The sequence below is a fragment of the Nocardia sp. NPDC056611 genome (assembly GCF_042792755.1).
Lineage (GTDB): Bacteria > Actinomycetota > Actinomycetes > Mycobacteriales > Mycobacteriaceae > Nocardia.
In genome coordinates, this window is record NZ_JBHTVV010000002.1 from 220,829 (window position 1) to 244,687 (window position 23,859).

The following is a 23,859-nucleotide window of genomic DNA, read 5'->3' on the forward strand; positions in this document are numbered from 1 at the left end:
GATATGATCGGGCGATGAGTACGACCGTGGACGAGGAAGCCGCCCCCACCGGGCGCGCGGCCCGCCGACGTGATCGCCGCAAGGCGGAGATGATCGCGACCGCGCTGCAGATCCTGTCCGGCAGCGGCTACCAGGGCATGCGCTTCGAGGACGTCGCGGAACGCACCGACATCGCCAAAGCCACCCTCTACCACTACTTTCCGAGCAAGGACGCGCTGGTCTCGGCCGCGCTGGAGAAGCTCACCACCGATGTGCTGACCCGCCTGCGCGAAGCGCTCGACGCCGCGGCCGACCGGTCACCGGCCGAGCAGCTGCGGATTCTGATCGCCGAACAGCTGCACATCCTGACCGTGCTCTACCCCGAGGTGGGCAAGCTGTTCTCCTTCCCCGCCCCCTGGCCCGCCGGGCACAGCGAGGCCATCAAGACCATGCGCCGCCGCCACGACCGCATGTTCCGCGAGGTGATCGACCGCGGCATGGATTCGGGCGCATTCGATTGCCCCGATCCCGCGGTGGCCCTGCACTGCCTGCACGGCATTCTCAATCACGCCTCGATCTGGCTGCGTCCCGAGGCCGACCCGGACCACCGCATGCGTGACGCGGTGGTCGGCGAATCGCTGCGGCTGTTCACCCGGGGCTGATCGCGACAGGTCACTCCCGGGTGGTGCTGCTAACCCGCGACGGGCTCGATCTTGTGGCGCTTGACCAGCAGGATGATCGCCAGCACCGGGTAGAGCAGGATCGGCAGCATGGTGCCCGGGTAGAACGTCTGGCCCGCGGTGATGGCGGCGCCGGTCAGCAGCGAGAAGTCGAACAGGCCGTGCAGCACGGAGTTGAGCACATTGCCGCGGCTGACCCGGCGGATCAGGTAGAAGAAGTAGCCCGCCAGGCTGACGATGATGGCCTGGGGCAGGGCGCTGAGGCCGTGGCCGACCACATTGGTCAGGTGGACCGCGCCGAAGATGATCGACGACCACAGCGCCACGCGGCCCTCGGTGAGTCCGTGCTCGCGATCGGCACCACCCACACCCACCGCCGGGTCGGGCGGTCGTCGCGCAGTACCGGGCGGAGCCGGCCCAGGTAGGTGGTGACGCCGTAGACGAAGGCCAGTGCCAGCGCGAGCGGGATGATCATTCCGAAGAAGACGCCACGGCTGGAGTAGAAGTCTCTCTCGCCGGTGATGTTCTTCAGGATGAGGCCGAGGCCCTGGATGATCGCCAGATAGGCGACGACCGCGACCGCGAACAGCCCGTAGGTGAACGGCGGGCGAGTCGCCGAGGGGCTGACACGGGTGGCATCGGCGGTGCTCATGCGCAGAACCTACGGTCATTCCTTCCGTTCGGTTGTATTCGGATCGGGCGGATCGACGAGCCTCGCCACCGCCGGGTTGTCTCACCCAGTTGGACGATTCGCCCGTTCCTCTTCCTGCCGACCCGGCGGCTCGTCAGTCTGGTCGGATGCCCATCAGTGTGGAGGGAGCAGCGTGACCGAGCCCGCGCCGCCCGCGAATCCGCTCCGGCTGTCCGAACTCGGTGCGGACCCGGCGGCGGTGCTGCGGCTGATCACCCATTTCGACGCCTTCGACGAATCCGCCGCGAACGCCGACACGGTGATTCGCGCCGCCGCGCTCCTGGCCGAATGCCCGGCCGGCGCGAGCTGGCCCTCCGGCACCGTGATCCGCTACGACGCCGCGGGCCGTCTGCTCCCCGCCACGGCCGCCCCCGCCGACGCATCCGGCTCGGACCCGGCCGTCTGGCTGGAGCGTCACCCGCCGACCTCGCTTCCGGTGGCGGACGGGGGCCACGCGCAGGACGCGGATCGTGCGCGCGAAGGGACCGCTCTCCGAGTCGATGGCCGACCCGGCGATTGCGGTGCGGATGTCGACGGCACGCGGAATCGTCTGCGCGGCAACGAGGTCCGGACGGGTGCGCAGGAGTCGCCGCCGCGGCAGTGGCCCGCGGATACGTCGGCCCGGCCGCATCCCTTGGACGGCGTGGTGCTCGATCGCCTCCGGCATTGCCTGCGGGTGGTGGCGGCGCGGCAGGTGGCCGATCCGCTGCGGATGGATGATCCGGCGCTGCTGGAAGTGGTGCTGTCGGAGAAGGAGCGGCGGGAGGATCGGGTGCGGGCGATGCGGCTGCTCGGTCTGGATCCCGGCCGCGCCACGCGAGTGCTCGCGGTGACCGGGCCAGGGGCGGCGGAGGCCGTGCGGATCATCGGCGAGCACGTGCCGATCCTGCGGCAGGCGGTGATCGGGGCGACGACGGCCGTGCTGGTCCAGGATCTGGCCGCCCTGGGGGGATTCGACGGTCGCGGCGCGATCGGTCATCAGGCCGCTGCTCTCGGGGCGGCCAGCTCGACGCGGCAGCCCGTCCCCCGTGCGGCGGGTTCCGCGGCGACGCCCCGCGGCGGCGAGGATTCCGCGTCCGGCCCCGGGCGGCCCTCCATGGTGGATCGCGGTCTGTCGGACACCTTGAATGCTGCTGTGGTACAGGCCTTTCCGGCCTCTCAAACTGGCGCGGCCGGTCCCTGGATCGGGGTGGGCGAGCGGTTGCCCGCGCTGGCGGCGGCCGCATCGTGGGAGCAGGCGCGGCGGGCCTTGCGGTTCGCGTCCTCGACGTGGCACGGGCGCAGGGTGATCGCGTTCGAGCGCTTGGGGGCGCTCGAGCTGCTCGCGGATCTGCCGGTGCAGCGCCTGCTGGGAACCGCGGATGTGACGCGGATCAACGAATTCGCCGCGACCGAGGCGGGTGCGCTCGCGGTCGACACCCTCGAAGCGTTCTGTGTCTTCGGCACGCTGCGGCGCACCGCGACCGAGCTGCATCTGCATCACTCGACGGTGGCCGCGCGAATCGCCCAGGTGGAGGCCGTGATGGGCTGGGATGTCGACGACGCGCTGGACCGGTTCACGGCCACGCTGGTGTTGTTCGTGCGCCGGATGGCGCTGTCGTCCGCGCAGTTGGCGGGTCCGTCCGCGGTCGACCCGACAAGCGTCGGGTCCCGGCGGTGATACCGGCGACGGGCGGCGGGTGATCCGGGTCACGTCGATGGCCGACGATCGATGGGCACGGCACCGCCGCCGTTGCGGGAGAAGGAGATTCACAGCATGGCCATCGTGGAACCCACCAAGACCTGGAAGCTGCTCGAGGAGCGGCTGGCCGTCACCACCAACGAGCGCCACCGTCAGGTGCTCTCGATCGTCATCGATCACATGAAGGCCGAGGCCGTGCCGGATCTCGACGGTCTGATGAAGACCCTGACGGCGGAGCCGGACTACCACTTCTGGCAGTTCGGCCAGGATGTCGGCCCGAAGGGCTGGGACGGCGTGCGCGACTACTACGCGGCGTTCGTGGAGAGCAAGTCCAACATCCTGGAGTTCGAGCTGGACCGCCTGCTGGTCGATGACGACTGCGTGGTCACCGAGGGCTACCTGCGCCAGATCTACCCCGGCGCGTACGCCGCCCAGATCGGCCTCCCGGTCGAGGACCCCGAGGCCGACTACCTGATCTCGTTCCGTCAGCTGCTGCTGTGGCCGGTGGACGAGGCGGGTCTGATCATCGGCGAGGACTCCTACCACTCGGGTCCGGTGGAGATCCGCAAGCTGTCGTTCGACGAACTGCCCAGCGAATACGTCGAACTCGTGTACCCGGGTATGTGACAACGGCGAGACTCGGCAGATGGAAGGCGAATCGGACATGACGGACCTAGAAGTGGCGACCCCGGCGGCGCCGGCCCCGGTCGAGCGGCGCGCGGACATCGCGAGCCTGCTGCTCGACCGGCTCGGTGACGAGCGGCTCGGCCTGCGCACCCGGGAGCGGGACTGGAGCTGGGACGCGGTGGTGCGGGAGTCGGCGGCGCGCGCCGAACTGGCTCGCGACCTGCGGCGCGACGGGCCGTTCCACATCGGTGTGCTGCTGGACAATGTGCCCGACTTCGTCTTCTGGCTGGGTGCGGCCGCGCTGGCGGGCGCGACCGTGGTCGGCATCAATCCCACACGTGGCAACGCTCAGCTGGAGGCCGACATCCGCTATGTCGACTGCCAGCTGATCGTCACCGACACCGCCGGCATGGCCCGGCTCGGCGCGCTGGACCTGGGCCTGGAACCGGACCGGTTCCTGCTGGTGGACGACCCGGCCTATGCCGAGCGGGTGGCGGCGCACGCGGCCGAGCCGGTCGCGCACGCCGGTGCCGAGGCCCTGCTGCTGTTGCTGTTCACCTCGGGCACGACCGGCACCTCGAAGGCGGTCAAGTGCACCCAGCGCCGCCTGGCCATCCTCGGCTACGCGGCCAGCGACAAGTTCGGGCACATCCGCGAGGACGTGGACTACTGCTGCATGCCGCTGTTCCACGGCAACGCGATCATGGCGTTGTGGGCTCCGGCGCTGGTGAACGGTGCGACGGTGTGTCTGACCCCGAAGTTCTCCGCCACCGGATTCCTTTCCGACGTGCGGTATTTCGGCGCGACCTTCTTCACCTACGTGGGCAAGGCGCTGGGCTATCTGCTCGCCACCCCGGCGACCCCCGAGGATGCCGACACCACCCTGGTCCGCGGTTTCGGCACCGAGGCGTCGGTGGCCGACCAGGCCGAGTTCCGCCGCCGCTTCGGCGCCGAACTGTTCGAGGGGTACGGCTCGAGTGAGGGCCCGGCCCTGGCGGCGCTGGATCCGGAGGCTCCGGCCGCCGCGCTGGGCCGTCCGGCGCATCCGGGCGTGGCGGTCGTGAATCCGGACACACTCGAGGATTGTCCGCGCGCGGTATTGGATGAATACGGTCGTGTATTGAATCCGGACGAATCGGTCGGCGAGATGGTCGACAAGGCGGGCGCGATCGTATTCGAGGGCTATTACAAAAACGATGTCGCGGATGCCGAACGTTTGCGGAACGGTTGGTATTGGACAGGTGACCTGGGCTATATCGACGAAGCCGGATTCCTGTATTTCGGCGGCCGTAAAGGCGATTGGCTGCGCGTCGACGGCGAGAACACCTCGACACTGTCCATCGAACAGGTCATCCGGCGGCACCCGGCGGTCATCGCCGCCGCGGTCTACGGTGTGCCCGATCCGCGCTCGGGCGACCGCGTGATGGCGGCCATCGAGGTCGCGGACCCGGACGCCTTCGACGCCGCCGAGTTCGCCGAATTCCTCACGGCCCAGGACGATCTCGGCTCCAAGGGCGCGCCGCGCCTGCTCCGTGTCTCCGGCAGCCTCCCGGTCACGGGATCGAACAAGGTGCTCAAACGTGAACTCCAGGAACAGCGCTGGCACACCGGCGAGCTGCTCTTCCGCTGGTTCGGCCGCGGGAAGCCCGAATACGAACCCCTGACCGATTCCGGCAAATTGGAACTCGAAGCCGAGTTCGTCTCATTCGGTAGAGGGAACCTGTTCTAGCCCTGATTCGGTGACCTGCGCGGACTTTCGTTACCATGAAGTTATCGAAGGTTCTGCAGGGAGGGTTGCCTTGTCTCACGACAGTCATGGGTCCGAAGAACAAACGCCGAAGGGGCTCACCGACGGCGCGCCGTTGCACGTCGATCTCACCGATACCGATCGCCGGATTATCGACGCGATCATCGCGCCGTCGCGGGCCTGGTTCAGCCCGCGCTTCTACGGGATGGAGAACTTCCCGCTCGAAGGCCCGGTGCTGCTCGTCGGCAATCACAGCCTGGCGGGCGGCACCGACGCGCCACTGCTCGCGCACGAGATCCTGGTGCGCCACGATCGGCTGGTGCGGGGGCTCGCCGAGAACGTCCTCATCGACGTGCCGGGGCTGCGAGATGTGTTGCACCGCTGGGGAATCGTGCGCGGCAACCGCCGCAATTGCACCACGCTGCTCGAGCAGGGCGAAGCGGTGGCGGTGTTCCCGGGCGGCGGGCGCGAGGCCATGCGCGGCAAGGGCCAGAAGTATCAGCTGGTGTGGGAGGGTCGCACCGGCTTCGCCAAGATGGCCATCGCGACCGGCGCGCCCATCGTCCCGATCGCCATGGTCGGCGGCGACGATGTGTTCGACATCGTCTTCGACGGCGACCACCCGGCCATGTTCCCGGTGCGCAAGGCCGTCGAGGGCCTGGGCCTGCGCTCGACCCTGACCCCGCCGCTGATCCGCGGGCTGGGTCCCACCCTGGTCCCCAAGCCGGAGCGCTTCTACTTCTCGCTGGGCACGCCGATCGACACCAGCCCCTGGCGCGATATCCCCGACACCGACGCCGCGGCGAACGAACTGCAGGCCGTGGTGAAGAAGGCCCTCGAAGGCGAACTGGACTTCCTGCTCGGCGAACGCGACCGGGACCGCGGTCGCAGCCTGCTGGGTCGCGCCCTGGGCCGCTTCGGCCTCTAGATCCGACTCCCTGAATCCCCGGTAGGTTTACCCGGGTTCAGGGCCTCCGTTCCGCGACGTCAACGGCGACTGTCGCAGTTCGGACCACTTTCTCGGCCCGTGAAGTTAACCTCCGTTCGACTTTCGAGTACGGTATTGAGCACAGGCGATGGTGCCGATGTGGTCACTGTAGGAGGTTGGCGTGGAGCGCACCCTTTTCGAACCCGAACACGAGCTGTTCCGGGAGTCGTTCCGTAAGTTTCTCGATCAGCATGTGGCCCCGAACCACGAGCAGTGGGAGCACGACGGCGTCGTCGATCGCTCGGTCTGGCTCGAGGCCGGCAAGCAGGGATTCCTCGGCATGGCGGTGCCGGAGCAGTACGGCGGCGGGGGCGAGTCCGACTTCCGCTACAACGCCATCGTGACCGAGGAGGTCACCAAGGGCATGTACTCGGGCCTGGGTTTCGGCCTGCACAATGACGTGATCGCGCCGTATCTGCTGGAACTGGCGAACGAGGAGCAGAAGCAGCGCTGGCTGCCCGGCTTCTGTTCCGGCGAGATCATCACCGCGATCGCGATGACCGAGCCCGGCACGGGTTCGGACCTGCAGGGCATCAAGACCCGCGCGGTGAAGGACGGCGACGACTGGATCCTCAACGGCTCCAAGACTTTCATCACCAACGGCATCAATGCCGACATCGTGATCGTGGTCGCCCAGACCGACCCGGCCGCGGGCGCCATGGGCTTCTCGCTGCTGGTGGTCGAGCGCGGCATGGCCGGTTTCGAGCGCGGCCGCAATCTGGACAAGATCGGCCTCAAGGCGCAGGACACCGCCGAGCTGTCCTTCGTCGACGTCCGAGTCCCCGGCAAGAACCTGCTGGGCACCGAGGGGCAGGGCTTCATCCACCTGATGCAGAACCTCCCGCAGGAGCGCCTGTCCATCGCCGTCATGGCGGCCGCCGCCATGGAGGGCTGCCTGGAGCTGACCTGCCAGTACGTGCGCGACCGCAAGGCCTTCGGCAAACCGATTGGCGCACTGCAGAACACCCGTTTCGTGCTGGCCGAGCTGGCCACCAAGACCACCGCGGTCCGGGTCTTCGTCGACCGCTGCATCGAACTGCTCAACGATCGCAAGTTGAGCGTCGAGGAGGCCGCCATGGCCAAGTGGTGGTCGACCGAGGAGCAGCTCGACCTGATCAACCGCTGCCTGCAGCTGCACGGCGGCTACGGCTACATGCGCGAGTACCCGATCGCCAAGGCCTACATGGATGCCCGCATCCAGACCATCTACGGCGGCACCACCGAGATCATGAAGGAGATCATCGGCCGCAGCCTGAAGCTGACCTGACCCGGGTGACGGCCGCCGCGGCCGGTGACCGGAATATGTTCCGCGTCACCGGTTTCCGCGGCGGCCGGGCCCGATGCAGTGTGGCGACGCCCGGCATCGGAGACTCCTCCGATCCGCCGTGGGCCCGAGTGGTCCACCGGCCGACACGCGATGGGTTGCTCTAATGTTGCCCTGCCGCTGAGGGGCTCTGTCAAAATGGTCCGGACCTTGTCTTATGGCTGGACTTTCGCCTCGTCAGCGCAGGCTCCACGGTCGGTAGCTGCTGATGTTCCGGGGCGTCAGCAGAGCATCCTGGAGGAGCCGGGCGTATGCAGGGATCACGGAGCGACCGCCGGACCACCTACCGTGACCTGGATCGGCGCTCGAATCAGCTGGCGCACTTGCTCATCGAACTGCGGGTCGTGCCCGATGCGGTGCTCGCGGTCGGCATGCCGTGCTCGCCGGAATGGGTGCTGGCGGTCACCAAGCGTCCATTTGCCCTGTCTGGGCCCTCGGATCTGTCATGATCCCATCGGGACCGGCGGCGGGCCGGATCACCGAGGAAAGGCGTGTCGCGTGAGTTCAGAGCTGGTTGTCCGCACCCTCGAAGACGGCGTCGCCACCCTCACCCTGAATCGGCCCGAGAAGCTGAACGCCCTGACCGCGGGCAGTTTCGAGGAGCTGCGCGCCCACCTGGACGCGTTGTCCGGCGCGGACGTGCGCTGCATCGTCCTCACCGGCGCGGGGCGCTCCTTCTGCGCCGGGCACGACCTGGAGTCGCTCGCCGCGGGCGACGCCGTGGAATCGCGCTACGACGAGGCCAAGACCGTCACCATGCTCGAGGAGTTCCCGGTCCCGGTGATCGGCAAGATTCGCGGCCACTGCTTCACCGGCGGCCTCGAACTCGCCCTGGCCTGTGACTTCCTGGTGGCCGGTGACACCGCGCAGTTCGGTGACACCCACAGCCAGTGGGGCCTGGCCCCGGTCTGGGGCATGTCGGTCCGGCTCCCCGAACGCGTCGGCATGGCCCGCGCCAAGGAACTCAGCTTCACCGCCCGCCGCATCAGCGGTGTCGAGGCCGCTGACATCGGCCTGGTGAACCACTGCGTCTCCGACGTCGGCCTCGACGAGTTCGTCGCCCGCCTGGCCGCCCAGATCGCCGCCAACTCAGCGGGCTCGAACCGAATCTACAAGTCCCTCTACGCCAATTCCCGCGACCTGCCCCGCGCCGAGGCCCTGCAGACCGAAACCGACCTCCCCTTCGGCATGCCCGACGACGCCATGGAGCGCCTGACCCGGCGCTGACGCCGCCGCCCCCGGCGGCGCTCCGGATCAGACCTCGAGGGTTTCCTCGATGTCGCGCAGGCGATGCCGGGCCAGGGCCAGGTTGCCGCGGGTGCGGTCGATCGCCACGTACAGGAACAGGCCGCGGGAGCGGCGGCCGCGCAGGGGGCGCACCAGGTGGTACTGGTTGTTCAGGGTGATGAGCATGTCCTCGATCTCCTCATTGAGGCCGAGTTGCTCGATGGTGCGCAGTTTGGCCCGCACCACTTCGGTATTGCCGGCCGACGCCACCTCGAGATCCAGGGATTTCGAGCCGCCGAGCATGCCCAGGGGCATGCCGCTGCCGTAGTCGACGACGGCGGCGCCGATGGCGCCGTCCAGCATCATCATGTCCTTCAGGGCAACTTCCAAGTCCGCCATGGGTTTTCCTCTCCTAGCCGTGACGGGTTCTCGCGATCGGTGACGCTACGCCCGTACGGGCCCCACGGTATGTGGTTTGCTGAAGAATTCCGCAAGGTACGCAATTAACAACTTACGCAATCAGATAGAACGGGCGGGCATGAAAAAACTGCGGGCGCAACCGTTTCCGGTTGCGCCCGCAGGCATCACCTCAACAGGTCAGCCGCAGAGGCTGCCCGGGGCCGTGGCCGCCTCCAAAATCAGCGCGGCCTCCGCGTCCTCGCCCGCGCCACCCGGCAGCCGCGTCGACAGGTGCTCCCGGGGCACGCCGGCCGCCAGCGCCGAGCAGTACGCCTTGCCCAGATCGACGGCCGCGAGCTTCTGGTCCAGATCGACCAGGATGTCCCCGTGCTCCTCCAGGTAGCTGACGAACACCTGCTCCTGCCCGGTGAGCGCGCGCTCCGCGGCGGCCACTCCGGCGGTCGCGCCCATCGTGGCGGCAGCGGCGGCAACCAGTGCGAAACCCGAAGCGAGACGGCTCTTCTTACCCACGAACTCTCCTTCAACATCGAATGAACCCGGCGAGCGTACCGCGCGCCCGGCCGATGGCCTCGTTGTCGAAGGTGACGGGCTCGGACTACTTCAGCGCCGCGTCCAGCAGCGTCACCCCGGCGGTCAACGCCGCGCCGGCGACCGGCCAGCTGGTGCCCGCCGGTTGGGTCGACAGCACCACGACGGCGTACCGGTACGGCTGATCCGGCGAGGTACCGACCAGGCCCGTGGTGTCGAGGGTGGTCGACGAATTCAGGCCCATCCAGCCCTGTTTGACCGCCCAGCTCTTGCGGGCGAGAGCGTCGGGGATGCCGAAGAACTGATCGGTGCCGTCGGCGGCGGTCCGCGCGGCGTCGCGCAGCGCGCCCAGGATCAGATCGCGGGTCGCGGCCGGGGCCGTGGTGGTGATGTAGCGGAAGATCGCCACGACATCGCGTGGGGTGGTGAGGGTTTCGCCCCACTGCGCGGTGTCCTCGGGCGCGGTGGTGGCGGTCAGCCCGATCGCCGCGACCATCCGATCGATGATCGCGTTGTCGCCGCCGGCCTCCCAGAGCTGATCGGCGATGTCGTCGTCACTGGCCGAGAGCATCTGGGTCACCTTCGTCGCGGTATCCGGATCCGATTGCGCGCCTTGGCTTCCCAAGGTATCGAGCGCGATCAGGAGCTTGACCACCGACGCGGTGTAGAACTGCTGGTCGGCATTGAGACTGGCGATGGCCGTCCCGGTGGCGGTGTCCACCACGTCGATCCCGACCGTGGTGCCCGGCGAGGCCGCCTGGATGGCGGTCTGCATCTGCTGGGCGATGGCGGTCACCGAGATGGGATGCGGCGCGGCCATCGCCGCGGTGGCCTCCGGCGCCCGACCCGGACCGGCCTGGTCGTGCGAGGTGGCGAAGGCGGCGGGCGCGCCCAGCGCCGACAAGGCGACCACGGCGACGAGGCCTCCGGTCGCGATCCACGACCACCGTGCGCGCGGGGTGCGGGCCTGAATCGAGCTCATGCTCCATTACATCGACACGAAGCTCGAGACATTGCCAGCGGAAACCTGTCAATTTCCTGTTAAGCACGCGTCGATCTGATCTCGGTTCGGCGACGGCGCTGACCGGCTATTTTGTGGCGAACTAAGATAATCGCTGGGTTGGGAACCATTCCGGTGGAGACAACCATGAGCGCATACCGTGAGATCTTCCGAAATGTCCTCATAAGAAGTCTCGCCCCGGTCGGATTCGGGGTGCTGGCGCTGATTGTCCCGGTGTTCGCACACGCCGACGCGGACTATGGAAACGGCTGTGCTCTGGACTCCGACAACACATCAGCAACTGTGGACTCGCTCCGATTCACGTGTGCGCCCGAGCAGCTGGACGCGATCTATCGGGACGCCCCGCGCGGCGACGTCCCGGTCGGCGCGAAGGACGGCTGGGTCGCCGCACCCCTCCAGAGGCAGTCCTGGACACCGCTGGTCTGGATCGGCAAGGACTTCTACACCGGTCCCACCGGCGGATACGTGCAGAACCGCCTGACCCCCGCAGGTCTGGAAGCCTGGCCCGCCACGGTCTATGCCGGGCCGTCCGTCGTCGACGGCGGGCCCGCCTGGATCCTCGACTACGCCCCGTCCCCGACCCCGAACGTGTACGACGAGATCCGCCAGGTCACCCCCGGCGTGTGGCTCGGCTACACGTGGTTCCGCCTGGGCGGCGACTTCGTACCGCAGTTGAGTTTCGTCCTGGCCTGAGCCGCCGGCGGCTTCGGATCAGCGCGCACGTAACCGTCGTGCGCGGTGGTCTCGGATTGATAGACGTGGACTTCGTTGTCCACGAAAGGAATTCGATGACCACCTCGCTGCTTCTTCCTGCCCGCGTCCGGGTCGTGCGGTCATGAGCGCGCCGGCGGAAACCGAGGTGTGGGCGCCGGTCGGGCGCACCGTGGGGGCGGTGTGCGCGGTCGGGATCCTCGTGGTCGGGCAGTTGTACGTGGTGCTGCCGGTGCTGAATCGGCTGGCGGCGGACTGGGATACGTCCAAATCCGCGGCAACCTGGACGACCACGGCCTTCGGGCTGGCCTACGGGGCGGGCTTCCTGGTGACCGGACCGCTGTCGGACCGGTGGGGGAGGCGGCCGGTCATCGTCGGCGGGCTGACGGCCACCGTGGTCAGCACCCTGCTGGTGGCGGCCGCGCCAGGGCTGGTGACCGGGCTGTCGGCGCGAATCCTGCAGGGGCTCACGGCGTCGTTCTTCGCCCCCGCGGCGTTCGCCTATCTGTCGGAGCGGATCGCGCCGGAGCGCAGGATCTTCGCGCTCACCTGCCTGACGAGTTCGTTCCTCGGGGCGGGGGTGGTCGCGCAGGTGCTGGCGCAGCTCATCGGGAACGCGCTGGGCTGGCACGCGATCTTCGTGGCCGGGGCGATCGCGTTCGCGGTTTCGGCCGTGGTGCTGCGGGTGGTGCTGCAACCGCCGATCCGGTCGGCGGATCCCCTGGCGGGCGACGGTGATTCGGGAACCAGTGTGGCGCCGTCGCGGTCGGTGTTCGCGCCGTTCGTGGATCTGCTCCGGCAATCCCGCCTCGCCCTGCTGTATCTGAGCTGCCTGGCGATCCTGGGCTCCTTCGTGGGCGTCTACACCGGCATCCAGCTCGCCCCGCCCGAGGGTGTGGGCTCCGGCAACGGCGCGCTGCTCGCCCTGCGGGCCAGCGCGATTCCCGCCATGGTGGCGATTCCGCTGCTCGCCGGGCGGCTCGGCGGCATCGCCCCGGCCACCCGGCTGGTCGCCGCGCTGGGGACCGCCGCGTTCGCCGTGGCCGTGACCGCGGTGCCGCTCGGCGGGCTCTGGGTGGCGGTGTGGTTGTTCGTGTTCGTCGCCGCCATCGCGGTGGCCGCCCCCGCCGCCGTCCAGACGATCACGGCCCGCGCGGGTGCGGCCCGCGGCGCGGCCACCGCGCTGTACACCTTCGCCCTGTTCGTCGGCGCGAGCGCGGGCCCGCAACTGGCCAATCTCGTGGCCCGGCACGGCTATTCGGCGGTGGCCCTGGCGGTCGCGGCGCTCTCGGCTTCAGGCGCCGTTCTGGCCGCCGCGGCCGGGTTTCGATCGGCGTGGTTGAAATGATTCTCGAAAGTATCTGCCCCCCATACTGTTTCGCTCACGGTCATGAGTTCCAGCGCGAAGCCCCGGCTCGCTGGGCGGCAACCCTCCGGGCGGTGGGGTGCTCCGGGTGACGACCGGATGGCGGCGAGCGTCGCCATAAGCGTCTTGTTCTCGGAGGGAAAATGTCTGTAGCTCAGCTCGATTCGGCGTCCGCGACCGTGGCGGAGGCGGCCGTCGGCGAGGTGCTGCTGGTGGCCGATCGGTTCCGTGGGATCGCCGCGGACGATCGCGCCTTCACCGTGTCCGGTCTGGTGGCCGCGCTGCGCGCGGGTCGCTGGCGGACGGCGGAGGAGCCGCTGACCGTGCGGCTCGGGCAGGGGGTCACCCGCCACGATCTCGACTACGTCGAGCACGTGGCGATCGTGCACGCCCCGGCGGGTTTGCGGGTGGCCGGGGCGGTCGCCGAACCGGCCCCGCGCCACCAGGTGCACAAGTATCAGCACTCGAATGTGCTGCTGGCCGGGCTGGTCCGGGAATCGGAGACCGCGTTCCGGGCGGATCTGCGGATCCACGGCGACAACGAACTACTGCTCGACCATCAGACCGGCGAGCACGTGCAGGGGATCGTGATCGTGGAGGCCGTGCGCCAGCTGTTCCTCGGCGCGTTCGAACTGGAATACGGCCGCCGCTGGCCCGAACAGCACTTCTACATCGTCTGGAACAGCATCGAATTGGAGTTCAAGTCCTTCCTGTTCCCGCTGCCGGCCACCCTGCACGCCACGCTGACCCCGGTGTCCATCGACGATCCGGGGAAGCTGGAATTCAGCATCGAGGTGGAGGTGCGCCAGCTCGGCCGCGCCGTCGCCACCACCCGCATCGGCTACGCCGCACTGCCCAGCGAGCGCATCTCGCAGATCGAACGGCACAAGGCGGCCAAGGCGATCGCGGCCTACCTCGACGAGGTGGCATGAGCGCGGGCGCGGCGTTCTTCGACGTCGACGAAACCCTGATCACCGTCAAGAGCATGTTCGCGTTCCTGCGGTTCTGGCTGGCCGAGAACGGCGACGACGGCGGCGAATACGCGCGCCTGACCGGGGAGATCCAGCAACGGGCCGCCGCGGGCACAACGCGGGAGGAGGTGAATCGGCACTACTACCGCGCCTATCGCGGAGTCGAGGCCGCGGCGCTGGACGCGGCCGGGCGGCGCTGGTTCGCGGAATTCGCCGCGAGCGACACCGTCTACTACACCGATGCGGTGGAAAGGCTGCGCGCACACCGCGATTCCGGGCACGCCACGGTGCTGCTGTCGGGCTCGTTCGGCGCGGCCGTCGCACCGGTGGCGGCGGCGGTCGGGGCCGACCACGTCATCACCACCGTGCCCGTCGCCGACGAGCACGGCGTGCTCACCGGCGAGGTGTGGCGGCCCATGATCGGCGAGGCCAAGGCCGCGGCCGTCACCGAGTTCCTGCGCGAACACGCGATCGCGCGGGAGAACAGTTACGGCTACGGCGATCACGCCAGCGACCTGCCGTTCCTGCGGGCCGTCGCGCACCCCGGCTATCGCGGTGACGACGCGGTGCTCGCCGTCCACGGCACCGGCTGGATCCACCTGTCCGACCGGGTCGGCGCGTCCGTCGACGACCCGGGCCGCCTTCTCTCCGACCAGGAGGTGCTCTCCGTATGGTGACCAAGCGCTACGAACTCACCCCGACCACGCAGGGGCCGCTCTACCCGCCGAGCGAAGTGCTCGACGCGGACGGCGATTTCATCGTCGTGGGATACCTGACCGTCCCGGGGTCCGGCGGCACCGTCACCCGACGCTGGGGGCGGGCCATCGTCGCGGCCGGCACCCCCGTGCCCGCTTTCGGTGGGCTGGCGGCCTACACGATCGTGCGGGAACTGCCCGACGAGTTGTCGGCGGAGGACGCGGCGGGGGTCCTGCACACGCTGCCGCTTCCGCTGCCCGCCAACAACTATCCGGTGGTGTTCGCTCCCGATCAGCTCCCCGAGGCCGCGAGCGTGACGCGGCCGAGCTACCCGTTCCACGAGACGCCCATCCCGGATTTCCGGCCCGAGGACGGACGCAAGCTGACCGGCCCGGTGACCCTGGGGGACTGGCTGCGGGCACGCGGCACCCTGGACGTGACCGTGGACCTGGACGATGCGCGGCAGGCGGAGTTCCGGTTCGAGTTCACCGGGCTCATTCCGGATTCGCTGTACACGGTGATGTCCTTGCGGGCCAAGGACTTGGACCCGGACGCGCCCACCCGGCCCGGGCCGCTGGGCGTGCCCAATGTGTTCGTCACCGACGAGCACGGCACGGCGAGCTACCGGGCGGTGCTGCCCAACCCGTTCCCGGATCCGGCGCTGCCGGGCGCGAACCGCATCATCAGCGTGGTCGTGCTCTGGCAGAGCTACCAGCAGAACTACGGCGGCGCGATAGGGCATTTCGGGCTGGGCGGTGATATCCACGCCCAGCTCAAACTGCCGGACCCGTCCTTCGACGAGTTCCTGACCACCGACTGAGGCCGGTCACCGCGCGGCGCGGTACACCCGTCGCGCGGTGAGCACCAGCGGAATCTGCAGTGGGAGGCGGAGCAGGGCACCGGCTTTCAACGGCAGGGCGCGGTCGCTGCTCAGCCAGTCGTAGGCCATGTACAGGTTGCCGGGGAAGACGGCGACGAAGAGCAGGGCGGCGAGCCGCGCGCCCAGGCCGCGGGTGCCCGGGATCGCGAGCAGGGCGCCCACGGTCAGCTCGGCCGCGCCCGAAACGTGGGTGTAGGTGCGGGGTTCGCCCGGCAGCTGGGGCGGGATCAGGGTGTCGAACGGTTTGGGCATGAGGAAGTGCAGGGTGCCCACACCCAGCAGCAGGCCGGCGAGCGCGAGGGCGCGCCCCCGAATTCCATTGGTGCCGACGGGGTGGATTGTCGCTGGAGAGTGCGACAGATCTGCTGTCATTGGTGCAGCATAACCGGTTGGTATGTATTGCTTGGAGGGCGGCGGGGATCCGCGTTTCCGGGCGGTGTGTCGTCGTCGGTGAGTGGCCGATCACCAAGGGATAGCGCACAATTAGGCTGCCGTCCGGGTCGAGCAGGGGATGTTATGAAGGCGCACAAAGGGCTTGCGATGGCCCTGCTGGTCCTGAGCATGACGATCGGATGCTCGAAGGAGGCCGCCACCCATCCGGCCAACGCGCCGGCCCAGGCGGTTCCGCAGCCCGCGCCCAAACAGAACAATTCCGCGATCCCGGTCGGACCCGGACCCCAGGGCACCTACACCGTGCAGGCGCAGCCCGCGCCCGGCAGTTGCCACTACCGCAAGACCGCCGACGGCCAGCCGCTGCCCGACCCGGCCTGCACGCCCGGCGCGCTGAATCCCACAGTGACAGCGGCCAATCTGGCCGACACCATCTGTAAGTCGGGATACACCGCTTCGATTCGGCCCAACAGCACTATCACCGGCCGCGAGAAGACCGAGAACATCAAGTCCTACGGCTACAACGGCGACCCCCGCGACGGCGAGTACGACCACCTCATCTCCCTCGAACTCGGCGGCGACCCCAATGACGCGCGCAACCTGTGGGTCGAGCCGCCGTCCCCGGGGCACAAGGACGGGGCGGGGCCGAACAACCCCAAGGACGGCGTCGAGTCCAAGCTGCACACGCTGATCTGCGACGGCAAGGTCGCCCTCAGCGATGCGCAGGTCGCCATCGCGACCGACTGGACGACCGCACTGGCCACGGTGGGCTTCCCTGCCGGCAAGTGAGTGCGGGGCGCGCGTCGGCCCCGGCGTGCCGCCGCGAAACCACCTCACGCTGATGCCACCGGCCTACGATCGAACGATGCCGGCGTCGCAGGACCGCTCGACCATGATCGAGGGCCGGGTCGTGCACAAGCTGAACAACGCCCTGGAGATCACCTTCAGTGTGGGGCCCGAGGACGCGCTGGCCACCGGGGTGCAGGGCGCGGGCAACGGGCTCGCGGCCAAGGCCGCCATCCTGTTCGGCTTCAAGAACGGCGGGACCGGCCGCCATCGCATCACCTACGCCGACGGCTCGGTGGTGTGGGTGGAGTCCAAGGACTCCGCGCCCACCGTCATCAGCCGCGGTGACGGCACCTCCATCGGCTCGATCCAGCGCGCCGACACCTCCACGGCCGTCGGATCCACGGCGGGAACGCTTTTCCATTTCGTGCCCGACCCGGACGAGCCCCGCACACCCGAACTGTTCCGGCTGCTCGTGCTCGACCGCATGGGCGCGGAGGTCGGCCGACTCGACGTGGTGCGCACCGCGGGCGGCTGGACCGTGCGCCGGCTCGTGAACGACGTCTACAACGAGTCGTTCTGGTGGGATCGAGCGGGACAGCCGCTGCCGGTGCCGATCCTGGGCACCCGGCTGTGGCTGAAGCACCCGCTCGACCCCGTGGAACGCGATGTGCTGCTGGGGGTGTGCGTGGACATCGCGCTCGGGCTGCGGCCCTACATCACCGCCATGCGCTAGCCGTCAGTCCGCGACCTTGATGATCAGCTTGCCGACGTTCTTGCCGGTGAGCAGACCCTGGAAGGCCTCGACCGCGTTCTCCAGACCGTCGACGATGTCCTCGAGGTAGGTGAGCTTGCCCTCCGCGATCCACTGCGCCGCGGTCGGCCGGAACTCGCCGATCTGATCCCAGAACTCCGACACGATGAAGCCGCGCACGGTCAGGCTCTTGCGCAGGATGTTCGAGGTGAGCAGCGGCAGCCGGTCCGGGCCGGGCGGCAGATCGGTGTCGTTGTAGTTGGCGACCAAGCCGCACAACGGAACCCGGGCATAGGTGTTCAGCCGCGGCAGCACCGCGTCGAACACCGCGCCGCCGACATTCTCGAAGTACACGTCGATGCCGTCCGGGGTGGCGGCGGCCAGCTGCTCGGCGAAATCGGGTGCGCGATGGTCGATCGCGGCATCGAAGCCGAAGCGGTCCCGCAGCAGCGCCACCTTCTCCGGGCCGCCCGCGATGCCGACGGCCCGTGCGCCCTGGATCTTCGCGATCTGGCCGACCGTCGCGCCGACCGGGCCGGTCGCGGCCGCGACCACCACCGTCTCGCCCGGCTTCGGACGGCCGATGGTGAGCAGCCCCGTGTAGGCGGTCAACCCCGGCATGCCGAGCACGCCGAGCGCGGTGGTGAGCGGCGCGGCCGCCGGATCCAGCTTCTGCAACGCCTGCACGTTCTCCACCGAATGCGTCTGCCATCCGGCCCAGCCGAGCACGATATCGCCGGGTTGCAGTGCCGGATCGGTGGATTCGATCACCCGCGACACCGCGCCGCCGCACATGGTGTCGCCGACCTCGACCGGCGGCGCGTAGGACGGCGCGTCGCTCATCCGCCCGCGCATGTAGGGGTCCAGCGACAGATACAGCGTCTGCAACAGCGCCTCGCCCGGCCGCGGGGGCTCGAGCTCCACGGTCTCGGTCCGGAAGTTCTCCTGCTCGGGCATCCCGACCGGGCGGGAGGCGAGCACTATGCGGGTGGATTTCATGCGTACATTGTGGCGATTTCGTGGGGATTCGCGCCCGGGTTCGGTGTGCCCGTCCTCGTCACCGGGATTCGCCAGCATGATGGGTGGCATGGCTGAACAGATGAACACATGCGCGGACTGCTGATCCTGCTGGTCGTGCTGGCGATCGCGCTGATCGTCGGTGACCGCGTCGCGGTCGGCATGGCCCAGAACGAGATCGCCCGCCAGATCGCCGCCGATTACAAGCTGCCCGAGCAGCCCAAGGTCACCATCGGCGGATTTCCCTTCCTCACCCAAGCCCTGGATGGCACCTACTCCGACATCGGCATCCGGATCGGTGACTGGAGCGACCCCGACATCTCCGTCCGCGACCTGGACGTCGAGCTCACCAATGTCTCGGCGCCGCTGGGTGATGTCGTCAACAAGCGCACCGAGAACCTCACCGCCGAAACCGCCACCGCCACGGCCCGCGTCCCCTACGACACGGTCCAGCGCTATGCCCCGGCGGGCGTCGAGTCCATCTCCGACAGCCCCGAGGGCCTCCGCGTCGCCGGAACCTTCACCGTGGCCGGTATCCCGGTTCCCGCAACGGTCTTCGTCACTGTGGCTCTCGCCGACACCGGCATCGTCGTGACCCCGACGTCCATCCAAGCGGCGGCGGGTGGCCCCACCTTGTCCCTGGCGGCGCTCAGCGAGTCCCTGACCTTCACCATCCCGCTGGAGAAGCTCCCCTTGGGCGCCCGCCTGACGTCGATCACGCCCGCTTCGGATGGCCTTCACGTCACCGCCGTCGCCCGCACTGTTCGGTTCTCCGACCTGTCCTGAGCCGCTGCCCGGAGTCACCGGCCGAACAGCGGCGGCCGCGCCGCCTGTCCGGAGCGTTCAGCTCCGGGGCAGGTCGGCCCAGTCCGGCGGGAGGATTTCGCAGGACACGTCGGCGATTTCGCCGAGGCGGGCCGCGGGGACGCCGATCCGGCTCAGCTGGATGAGGCCCTGGGTGGTCATGATGACGCTGGCGCCGAGGGCTGAGAGCAGGGCCTCGTCGGGATGGGGCATGGCCGGGCGGAGCCGGTCTGCCACAGCGGTTTCCATGGCCGTGGTGGTGCGGGTGGCGATGGTGGCCACCTCGGGAATGCGGGTGGCGAGGTGGGCGATGCTGTTGATCATCAGGCAGCCGCGGTGGTCGGGGTGGGCGGCGCAGTCGTCGATGACCGCACGGCAGAGGGTGCGGACGGCGTCGCGCGCGGAGCCGGGAGCCGACTCGACGGTCTCGCGCACGAAGTGGGCGCGCTGCTCGCAGTAGTGCTCGAAGGCGGCCAGGAACAGCCCGCGCTTGCTGGTGTAGGCGGCGTAGATGCTGCCGTTGCCGATACCGGTCGCGCGGGAGACGTCTTCGACCGACGTGGTGTCGAAACCCTTCGCCCAGAAGAGTTCCACCGCGGCGGCGAGCAATGCCTGCTCGTCGAACTGCCGTGGTCTGCCCATGGGGTCACCGTATCAATATCAATCTGCGATCTCGCACACTCGACTTGTTCTGGAGGCTTGCCTCCAGAATACTGGTGGACATGTCAGCCAAATCTTCCGATACGAACCGCCGCAGGGTGGGGATCCTCGTCTTCGATGGTGTGAAGATGCTCGACTTCGCCGGTCCCGCCGAGGTCTTCATGGAGGCCAATCAGGCGGTGCACGGCTACGACGTGGTCTTACTGTCCCCGGACGGGCGGGAGGTGCAGACCTCGATCGGCGCGAAGGTGGCGGTGAACGGGGCCGCGGCCGAGGCCGGAACCTTCGACACCGTGGTGATCCCGGGCAGTGAGCTGCCCGCCTCGGTGTTCGTGACGCCGGAAGTGCGGGCGGCGACCCGGCATCTGTCCGCGCGCACCCGGCGGCTGGTATCGATCTGCAGCGGGACCGCGGTGCTGGCCGAACTGGGTCTGCTGGACGGGCGACGGGTGACCACGCACTGGAAGTTCGCACCGGACCTGGCCCGCCGATACCCGGCGGTCGAGGTGGACGCCGACGCCATCTTCGTGCGCGACGGAAACCTGTACAGCTCGGCCGGAGTCGCCGCGGGCGTGGATCTGGCGCTCGCGCTGGTGGAGGAGGATCACGGCGCGGATGTGGCGCGGCGGACGGCGCAACTGCTCGTTGTCTACATGCAGCGGGCGGGCGGACAGTCGCAGTTCTCGGCCTCGCTGACCGGTCCGGTGCCGCGCAGCCCGCTGGTGCGCCGGGTCGTCGATCTGATCTGCGCGGATCCGGCCTTCCCGCACACCGTGCAGACCCTGGCCGCGCACGCACAGGTCAGCGTCCGGCATCTGACCCGGCTGTTCCGGACCGAACTCGAACGCTCCCCGGCCGAATACGTGGCCTTCATCCGCTTCGGCGTCGCCCGGGACCTGCTGCACGCCGGGTCCACGGTGACCGAAGCGGCCATGATCGCGGGCTACGGCAGTGGTGAGGCGCTGCGCCGGGCCTTCGTTGCGCGCCTGGGCGTTTCGCCGCGCAGCTACCAGCAGCGGTTCCGGACGACCGGGTCCGCTAGCTGGGCGGATGACCAGGAATCGGCGGTCGCGGCCGTGTCCTGAATCGTGGATTTCGCGGCCGGTAGGGCGGGGCGGCGCGAGGTGTTTCCGGACGAAAATGACTACCGTGGCGCCTGCCCCCATTCCCGGCGTCGCGGAAAGGATCATCATGTCCGGAAACCCGCACCACCTCTCGCTCGAACCGGCCGCCCAGGAGTTCGTGGACGCCACCTCCCAGCCGCCGTTCCTGTACCAGCTGCCCCCCGAGGAGGGTCGCAAAGCCGTTGACTCGGTGCAGGATTCGCCCATCTTCAAGCCCGAGATCGACGAGGAGTGGATCACCGTCGAGGGCGGTCCCACCGGGTCGGTGCGCGCCCGCATCGTCAAGCCGCAGGGCGTGACCGAGCCGCTGCCGGTCATCGTCTACACCCACGGCGCGGGCTGGGTCTTCGGCGACGCGCACACCCACGACCGGCTGGTGCGCGACCTCGCGGTCGGCGCGCGGGCGGCCGTCGTGTTCCCCGAATACGATCGCTCGCCGGACGTGAAGTACCCGGTCGCCAACGAGCAGTCGTATCGAATCGCGCAGTGGGTCACCACCGATGGCGCGAGCAAGGGCCTCGACGCCACCCGGCTCGCCGTCGCCGGCGACTCGGTCGGCGGCAATATGGCCATCGCGCTGACCCTCATGGCCAAGGAACGCGGCGACGTCACCTTCGCCCAGCAGGTGCTGTTCTACCCGGTCACCGACGCCAACTTCGACACCGGCTCCTACCGGCAGTTCGCCGAGGGCTACTTCCTGACCCTCGACGGCATGAAGTGGTTCTGGGACCAGTACACGACCAGCGCCGAGGACCGCGCCCGCATCGACGTCTCGCCGCGTCGCGCCACCGCTGACCAGCTCGCCGGACTGCCGCCCGCCCTGGTCATCACCGCCGAGGCCGACGTGCTGCGCGACGAGGGCGAGGCGTATGCCGCGAACCTGCGCGCCGCCGGCGTCCCCGTCACCCAGGTCCGCTATGGCGGCATCATCCACGACTTCGTCATGGTCAACGCCCTGCACGACACGCACGCCGCGAAAGCCGCTGTGGCCCAGGCCGTCGCGACCTTGCGCGCGGCGCTGTACCCGGCCTGACCATCGATCTCAGCTCAGGAGCACACCGTATGACCACAACCCCGACCGTCGTCCTCGTGCACGGGGCGTTCGCCGATTCCTCCAGCTGGAACGGCGTCATCGACACCCTTGCCGCCGAGGGCATCCCGGTCCTCGCGGCCGCCAACCCCCTGCGCGGACTCACCTCCGACGCCGACTACATCGCCTCGGTCGTCGACAGCGTCGACGGCCCGGTGGTGCTGGCCGGGCACTCCTACGGCGGCAGCGTCATCAGCGTTGCCGCCCAAGGGAAGTCGCAGGTCACCGCGCTCGTCTACGTGGCGGCCTTCATTCCCGAGATCGGTGAGAGCGCACTGGAACTGACCGGCAAGTTCCCGGGCTCCACCCTCGGCCCGACCACCCGCCCCGCGACCTACCGCCGGGCCGACGGCAGCGAAGCCACCGAACTCTACATCCGCCGGGAAGAGTTCCCCCAGCAGTTCGCCGCCGACGTCCCCACCGCCGCCACCATGGCGGTGACCCAGCGCCCGGTCGCCGTCGCCGCCCTGGAGGAACCGGCCGCGGCCGCCGCCTGGCGAACCATCCCGGCCTTCGCCCTGCTCACCACCGCCGACAAGAACATCCCCGTCGAGGCCCAGCGTTTCATGGCCGAACGCGCCGGGGCCGACACCACCGAGGTCGACGCCTCCCACGCCGTCAGTGTCTCCCGCCCCGACGCGGTCGCCGACCTCATCCTGCGCGCGGTCCGCCACAACCTCTGAGCCCCCTTTCCCGACACGAAGCGTGCCTACACTGGGCCCGGTGTCAGCGCCTACCTTGTTCGATACTCCGGTCCTGCATCGACTGCGGGACTGTGAGCGGGTTCTGATCGCCGGGGCCGGTGGAGGTTTCGACGTGCTCAGCGGGCTGCCGATCGCGCTGTCCCTGATCGAGCGGGGGCGCACGGTGTTCCTGGCGAATCTGACCTTCACCGCCGCGAAGCGCACATCGGCGGTGGAGGTCGGACCAGGGGTTTTCGACACGCGGCCGGATTCCGATGGGCCGCGGCCCTATTTCCCGGAGAAGCATCTCGCCGCGTGGTTGGCCGGGCGGGGATATGGGGACCGGGTGTACCTGATCAAGAAGGGTGGGACGAAGGCGGTTCGCGCCGCTTATCGGTGGCTGGCAGACGAATTGGGCGTCGACGGGGTCGTATTGGTCGATGGCGGGACCGATCTGCTGATGACCGGGGACGAGGCCGGGCTGGGGACGCCGGTCGAGGACATCACCAGTCTGCTGGCGGTGCATGCGCTGGATGTGCCGGTGAAGACGGTGGCGTGTGTCGGGTTCGGGGTGGACGCGCATCACGGGCTGTGCCACGCGCATTTCCTCGAGAACGTGGCAGCGCTGGCCACAATGGGTGCCTACCAAGGTGTTTTCGGTTTGACGCCGGGGATTCGGGCCGTGGACGAGTGGCTCGACGCGGTGGCGTACGTGCAGGGGAACACGCCTGATCGGGAGAGCATCGTGTGTGCGTCCATCACCGATGCGGCGCGCGGGGAGTTCGGGGATCACCGGTCGGTGCCGCGGACTCGGAGCGGGGACTACGAGCTGTTCATCAACCCGCTCATGTCGATGGTGTGGGGGTTCGACCTGGACGCCGTCGCGGGACGGGTGTTGTACCGCAACGAGATCGAGGATGCGGCGACACCGTACGACGTCGCGGCCGCCACCGAGGCGTTTCGCGATCGGATCCCGCTACGGGCCAGGCGCGCGATTCCCGGCTGACGAAGCGG

Annotated in this window: 28 protein-coding genes and 1 riboswitch; of the genes, 20 read left to right on the forward strand and 8 right to left on the reverse strand. The window is 69.0% G+C overall.

The window, feature by feature from the left end; all coding sequences use genetic code 11:
- Positions 1–14 precede the first annotated feature (14 nt).
- A complete protein-coding gene (locus ACFRAQ_RS09415) occupies positions 15–641 on the forward strand; it encodes a TetR/AcrR family transcriptional regulator (RefSeq protein WP_379096556.1) in 627 nt (208 codons plus the stop codon).
- 29 nt (positions 642–670) lie between these two features.
- Here ACFRAQ_RS09415 and ACFRAQ_RS09420 read toward each other — a convergent pair whose 3' ends face one another.
- Together ACFRAQ_RS09420 and ACFRAQ_RS09425 are read right to left on the reverse strand one after the other, a co-directional pair.
- Positions 671–985 (reverse strand): hypothetical protein, encoded by a 315-nt coding sequence (locus tag ACFRAQ_RS09420; RefSeq protein ID WP_379096559.1) that lies wholly within the window; start codon positions 983–985, stop codon positions 671–673.
- Positions 943–1,311, reverse strand: a complete 369-nt coding sequence (locus ACFRAQ_RS09425; protein ID WP_379096562.1) for a hypothetical protein — start codon at positions 1,309–1,311, stop codon at positions 943–945. Before ACFRAQ_RS09425 ends, ACFRAQ_RS09420 begins: the two co-directional genes overlap by 43 nt.
- Positions 1,312–1,483: 172 nt before the next feature.
- Between ACFRAQ_RS09425 and ACFRAQ_RS09430 the strand changes: the two genes are divergently transcribed.
- From ACFRAQ_RS09430 to ACFRAQ_RS09460, 7 genes are all read left to right on the forward strand, one after another.
- Positions 1,484–3,010 (forward strand): PucR family transcriptional regulator, encoded by a 1,527-nt coding sequence (locus ACFRAQ_RS09430; RefSeq protein ID WP_379096565.1) that lies wholly within the window; start codon positions 1,484–1,486, stop codon positions 3,008–3,010.
- A gap of 96 nt (positions 3,011–3,106) precedes the next feature.
- Complete coding sequence (locus ACFRAQ_RS09435; protein WP_379096568.1) at positions 3,107–3,658, forward strand: nuclear transport factor 2 family protein; 552 nt, start codon at positions 3,107–3,109, stop codon at positions 3,656–3,658.
- Between the two features lie 37 nt (positions 3,659–3,695).
- Positions 3,696–5,387, forward strand: coding sequence for an AMP-binding protein (locus tag ACFRAQ_RS09440; protein ID WP_379096571.1), 1,692 nt, complete (start codon positions 3,696–3,698; stop codon positions 5,385–5,387).
- Positions 5,388–5,457: 70 nt separating this feature from the next.
- Positions 5,458–6,333 (forward strand): lysophospholipid acyltransferase family protein, encoded by an 876-nt coding sequence (locus ACFRAQ_RS09445; protein WP_379096574.1) that lies wholly within the window; start codon positions 5,458–5,460, stop codon positions 6,331–6,333.
- Positions 6,334–6,514: 181 nt separating this feature from the next.
- Positions 6,515–7,660 (forward strand): acyl-CoA dehydrogenase family protein, encoded by a 1,146-nt coding sequence (locus tag ACFRAQ_RS09450; RefSeq protein ID WP_379096577.1) that lies wholly within the window; start codon positions 6,515–6,517, stop codon positions 7,658–7,660.
- Positions 7,661–7,968: 308 nt separating this feature from the next.
- Positions 7,969–8,166 carry an AMP-binding protein gene (locus ACFRAQ_RS09455; protein ID WP_379096580.1) on the forward strand — a complete coding sequence of 66 codons (198 nt, stop codon included), beginning with the start codon at positions 7,969–7,971 and terminating at the stop codon, positions 8,164–8,166.
- Between the two features lie 49 nt (positions 8,167–8,215).
- Positions 8,216–8,944, forward strand: a complete 729-nt coding sequence (locus ACFRAQ_RS09460; RefSeq protein WP_379096582.1) for an enoyl-CoA hydratase/isomerase family protein — start codon at positions 8,216–8,218, stop codon at positions 8,942–8,944.
- 27 nt (positions 8,945–8,971) lie between these two features.
- Here the strand turns inward: ACFRAQ_RS09460 and ACFRAQ_RS09465 are convergent, their stop codons facing one another.
- From ACFRAQ_RS09465 to ACFRAQ_RS09475, 3 genes are all read right to left on the reverse strand, one after another.
- On the reverse strand, positions 8,972–9,343 hold the full coding sequence (locus ACFRAQ_RS09465) for a hypothetical protein (RefSeq protein ID WP_379096585.1): 372 nt from the start codon (positions 9,341–9,343) through the stop codon (positions 8,972–8,974).
- 198 nt (positions 9,344–9,541) lie between these two features.
- Positions 9,542–9,874: a DUF732 domain-containing protein gene (locus ACFRAQ_RS09470; RefSeq protein WP_379096588.1), complete on the reverse strand. Its 333-nt coding sequence runs from the start codon at positions 9,872–9,874 to the stop codon at positions 9,542–9,544.
- An 85-nt stretch (positions 9,875–9,959) separates the two neighbouring features.
- Positions 9,960–10,874: a hypothetical protein gene (locus tag ACFRAQ_RS09475; protein WP_379096591.1), complete on the reverse strand. Its 915-nt coding sequence runs from the start codon at positions 10,872–10,874 to the stop codon at positions 9,960–9,962.
- A 165-nt stretch (positions 10,875–11,039) separates the two neighbouring features.
- Here ACFRAQ_RS09475 and ACFRAQ_RS09480 point away from each other — a divergent pair, with 165 nt between their 5' ends.
- The 5 genes from ACFRAQ_RS09480 to ACFRAQ_RS09500 all read left to right on the forward strand — a co-directional run bounded on the left by ACFRAQ_RS09480 (position 11,040) and on the right by ACFRAQ_RS09500 (position 15,477).
- Entirely contained in the window at positions 11,040–11,606 is a 567-nt protein-coding gene (locus ACFRAQ_RS09480; RefSeq protein WP_379096594.1) for a hypothetical protein, read from the forward strand.
- Between the two features lie 142 nt (positions 11,607–11,748).
- Positions 11,749–12,972: an MFS transporter gene (locus ACFRAQ_RS09485; protein ID WP_379096597.1), complete on the forward strand. Its 1,224-nt coding sequence runs from the start codon at positions 11,749–11,751 to the stop codon at positions 12,970–12,972.
- Positions 12,973–13,010: 38 nt separating this feature from the next.
- A riboswitch (SAM riboswitch) is annotated at positions 13,011–13,120 on the forward strand.
- Positions 13,121–13,133: 13 nt separating this feature from the next.
- Positions 13,134–13,922, forward strand: a complete 789-nt coding sequence (locus tag ACFRAQ_RS09490; protein ID WP_379096600.1) for an AfsA-related hotdog domain-containing protein — start codon at positions 13,134–13,136, stop codon at positions 13,920–13,922.
- Positions 13,919–14,638, forward strand: a complete 720-nt coding sequence (locus ACFRAQ_RS09495; protein ID WP_379096603.1) for an HAD family hydrolase — start codon at positions 13,919–13,921, stop codon at positions 14,636–14,638. The genes ACFRAQ_RS09490 and ACFRAQ_RS09495 overlap by 4 nt, the downstream gene beginning before the upstream one ends.
- Positions 14,632–15,477, forward strand: coding sequence for a hypothetical protein (locus ACFRAQ_RS09500; protein ID WP_379096605.1), 846 nt, complete (start codon positions 14,632–14,634; stop codon positions 15,475–15,477). The genes ACFRAQ_RS09495 and ACFRAQ_RS09500 overlap by 7 nt, the downstream gene beginning before the upstream one ends.
- Before the next feature lie 6 nt (positions 15,478–15,483).
- Here ACFRAQ_RS09500 and ACFRAQ_RS09505 read toward each other — a convergent pair whose 3' ends face one another.
- Entirely contained in the window at positions 15,484–15,909 is a 426-nt protein-coding gene (locus ACFRAQ_RS09505) for a hypothetical protein (RefSeq protein WP_379096608.1), read from the reverse strand.
- Positions 15,910–16,053: 144 nt separating this feature from the next.
- Between ACFRAQ_RS09505 and ACFRAQ_RS09510 the strand changes: the two genes are divergently transcribed.
- Positions 16,054–16,716 carry a hypothetical protein gene (locus tag ACFRAQ_RS09510; protein ID WP_379096611.1) on the forward strand — a complete coding sequence of 221 codons (663 nt, stop codon included), beginning with the start codon at positions 16,054–16,056 and terminating at the stop codon, positions 16,714–16,716.
- 76 nt (positions 16,717–16,792) lie between these two features.
- Positions 16,793–17,449, forward strand: coding sequence for a hypothetical protein (locus ACFRAQ_RS09515; RefSeq protein WP_357282939.1), 657 nt, complete (start codon positions 16,793–16,795; stop codon positions 17,447–17,449).
- A 3-nt stretch (positions 17,450–17,452) separates the two neighbouring features.
- Here ACFRAQ_RS09515 and ACFRAQ_RS09520 read toward each other — a convergent pair whose 3' ends face one another.
- Positions 17,453–18,466 carry an NADP-dependent oxidoreductase gene (locus tag ACFRAQ_RS09520; RefSeq protein WP_379096614.1) on the reverse strand — a complete coding sequence of 338 codons (1,014 nt, stop codon included), beginning with the start codon at positions 18,464–18,466 and terminating at the stop codon, positions 17,453–17,455.
- A gap of 108 nt (positions 18,467–18,574) precedes the next feature.
- On the opposite strand from ACFRAQ_RS09520, the gene ACFRAQ_RS09525 reads away from it, so the two are divergent.
- On the forward strand, positions 18,575–19,270 hold the full coding sequence (locus ACFRAQ_RS09525; protein ID WP_379096617.1) for a DUF2993 domain-containing protein: 696 nt from the start codon (positions 18,575–18,577) through the stop codon (positions 19,268–19,270).
- Between the two features lie 57 nt (positions 19,271–19,327).
- On the opposite strand, the gene ACFRAQ_RS09530 is transcribed toward ACFRAQ_RS09525, so the two are convergent.
- The gene (locus tag ACFRAQ_RS09530) at positions 19,328–19,930 is read right to left on the reverse strand and encodes a TetR/AcrR family transcriptional regulator (RefSeq protein ID WP_379096620.1); all 603 of its coding nucleotides are present in this window, start codon (positions 19,928–19,930) and stop codon (positions 19,328–19,330) included.
- Positions 19,931–20,010: 80 nt separating this feature from the next.
- Here ACFRAQ_RS09530 and ACFRAQ_RS09535 point away from each other — a divergent pair, with 80 nt between their 5' ends.
- From ACFRAQ_RS09535 to ACFRAQ_RS09550, 4 genes are all read left to right on the forward strand, one after another.
- On the forward strand, positions 20,011–21,033 hold the full coding sequence (locus ACFRAQ_RS09535) for a GlxA family transcriptional regulator (RefSeq protein ID WP_379096623.1): 1,023 nt from the start codon (positions 20,011–20,013) through the stop codon (positions 21,031–21,033).
- Positions 21,034–21,139: 106 nt separating this feature from the next.
- Complete coding sequence (locus ACFRAQ_RS09540) at positions 21,140–22,105, forward strand: alpha/beta hydrolase (protein ID WP_379100171.1); 966 nt, start codon at positions 21,140–21,142, stop codon at positions 22,103–22,105.
- Positions 22,106–22,134: 29 nt separating this feature from the next.
- A complete protein-coding gene (locus ACFRAQ_RS09545) occupies positions 22,135–22,845 on the forward strand; it encodes an alpha/beta fold hydrolase (protein WP_379096626.1) in 711 nt (236 codons plus the stop codon).
- Between the two features lie 40 nt (positions 22,846–22,885).
- Positions 22,886–23,851: a DUF1152 domain-containing protein gene (locus tag ACFRAQ_RS09550; RefSeq protein ID WP_379096629.1), complete on the forward strand. Its 966-nt coding sequence runs from the start codon at positions 22,886–22,888 to the stop codon at positions 23,849–23,851.
- The last annotated feature ends 8 nt before the right edge of the window (positions 23,852–23,859 follow it).

What these genes read in the sequence shown, in the direction of transcription:
- ACFRAQ_RS09540 (WP_379100171.1), top strand. Translation starts at nt 21,140, where the DNA reads ATGTCCGGAAACCCGCACCACCTCTCGCTCGAACCGGCCGCCCAGGAG.
- ACFRAQ_RS09515 (WP_357282939.1), top strand. Translation starts at nt 16,793, where the DNA reads ATGCCGGCGTCGCAGGACCGCTCGACCATGATCGAGGGCCGGGTCGTG.
- ACFRAQ_RS09415 (WP_379096556.1), top strand. Translation starts at nt 15, where the DNA reads ATGAGTACGACCGTGGACGAGGAAGCCGCCCCCACCGGGCGCGCGGCC.
- ACFRAQ_RS09505 (WP_379096608.1), bottom strand. Translation starts at nt 15,909, where the DNA reads ATGACAGCAGATCTGTCGCACTCTCCAGCGACAATCCACCCCGTCGGC.
- ACFRAQ_RS09475 (WP_379096591.1), bottom strand. Translation starts at nt 10,874, where the DNA reads ATGAGCTCGATTCAGGCCCGCACCCCGCGCGCACGGTGGTCGTGGATC.
- ACFRAQ_RS09465 (WP_379096585.1), bottom strand. Translation starts at nt 9,343, where the DNA reads ATGGCGGACTTGGAAGTTGCCCTGAAGGACATGATGATGCTGGACGGC.
- ACFRAQ_RS09490 (WP_379096600.1), top strand. Translation starts at nt 13,134, where the DNA reads ATGTCTGTAGCTCAGCTCGATTCGGCGTCCGCGACCGTGGCGGAGGCG.
- ACFRAQ_RS09425 (WP_379096562.1), bottom strand. Translation starts at nt 1,311, where the DNA reads ATGAGCACCGCCGATGCCACCCGTGTCAGCCCCTCGGCGACTCGCCCG.
- ACFRAQ_RS09485 (WP_379096597.1), top strand. Translation starts at nt 11,749, where the DNA reads ATGAGCGCGCCGGCGGAAACCGAGGTGTGGGCGCCGGTCGGGCGCACC.
- ACFRAQ_RS09525 (WP_379096617.1), top strand. Translation starts at nt 18,575, where the DNA reads ATGCGCGGACTGCTGATCCTGCTGGTCGTGCTGGCGATCGCGCTGATC.
- ACFRAQ_RS09520 (WP_379096614.1), bottom strand. Translation starts at nt 18,466, where the DNA reads ATGAAATCCACCCGCATAGTGCTCGCCTCCCGCCCGGTCGGGATGCCC.
- ACFRAQ_RS09500 (WP_379096605.1), top strand. Translation starts at nt 14,632, where the DNA reads ATGGTGACCAAGCGCTACGAACTCACCCCGACCACGCAGGGGCCGCTC.
- ACFRAQ_RS09480 (WP_379096594.1), top strand. Translation starts at nt 11,040, where the DNA reads ATGAGCGCATACCGTGAGATCTTCCGAAATGTCCTCATAAGAAGTCTC.
- ACFRAQ_RS09495 (WP_379096603.1), top strand. Translation starts at nt 13,919, where the DNA reads ATGAGCGCGGGCGCGGCGTTCTTCGACGTCGACGAAACCCTGATCACC.
- ACFRAQ_RS09510 (WP_379096611.1), top strand. Translation starts at nt 16,054, where the DNA reads ATGAAGGCGCACAAAGGGCTTGCGATGGCCCTGCTGGTCCTGAGCATG.
- ACFRAQ_RS09435 (WP_379096568.1), top strand. Translation starts at nt 3,107, where the DNA reads ATGGCCATCGTGGAACCCACCAAGACCTGGAAGCTGCTCGAGGAGCGG.
- ACFRAQ_RS09440 (WP_379096571.1), top strand. Translation starts at nt 3,696, where the DNA reads ATGACGGACCTAGAAGTGGCGACCCCGGCGGCGCCGGCCCCGGTCGAG.
- ACFRAQ_RS09530 (WP_379096620.1), bottom strand. Translation starts at nt 19,930, where the DNA reads ATGGGCAGACCACGGCAGTTCGACGAGCAGGCATTGCTCGCCGCCGCG.
- ACFRAQ_RS09535 (WP_379096623.1), top strand. Translation starts at nt 20,011, where the DNA reads ATGTCAGCCAAATCTTCCGATACGAACCGCCGCAGGGTGGGGATCCTC.
- ACFRAQ_RS09455 (WP_379096580.1), top strand. Translation starts at nt 7,969, where the DNA reads ATGCAGGGATCACGGAGCGACCGCCGGACCACCTACCGTGACCTGGAT.
- ACFRAQ_RS09545 (WP_379096626.1), top strand. Translation starts at nt 22,135, where the DNA reads ATGACCACAACCCCGACCGTCGTCCTCGTGCACGGGGCGTTCGCCGAT.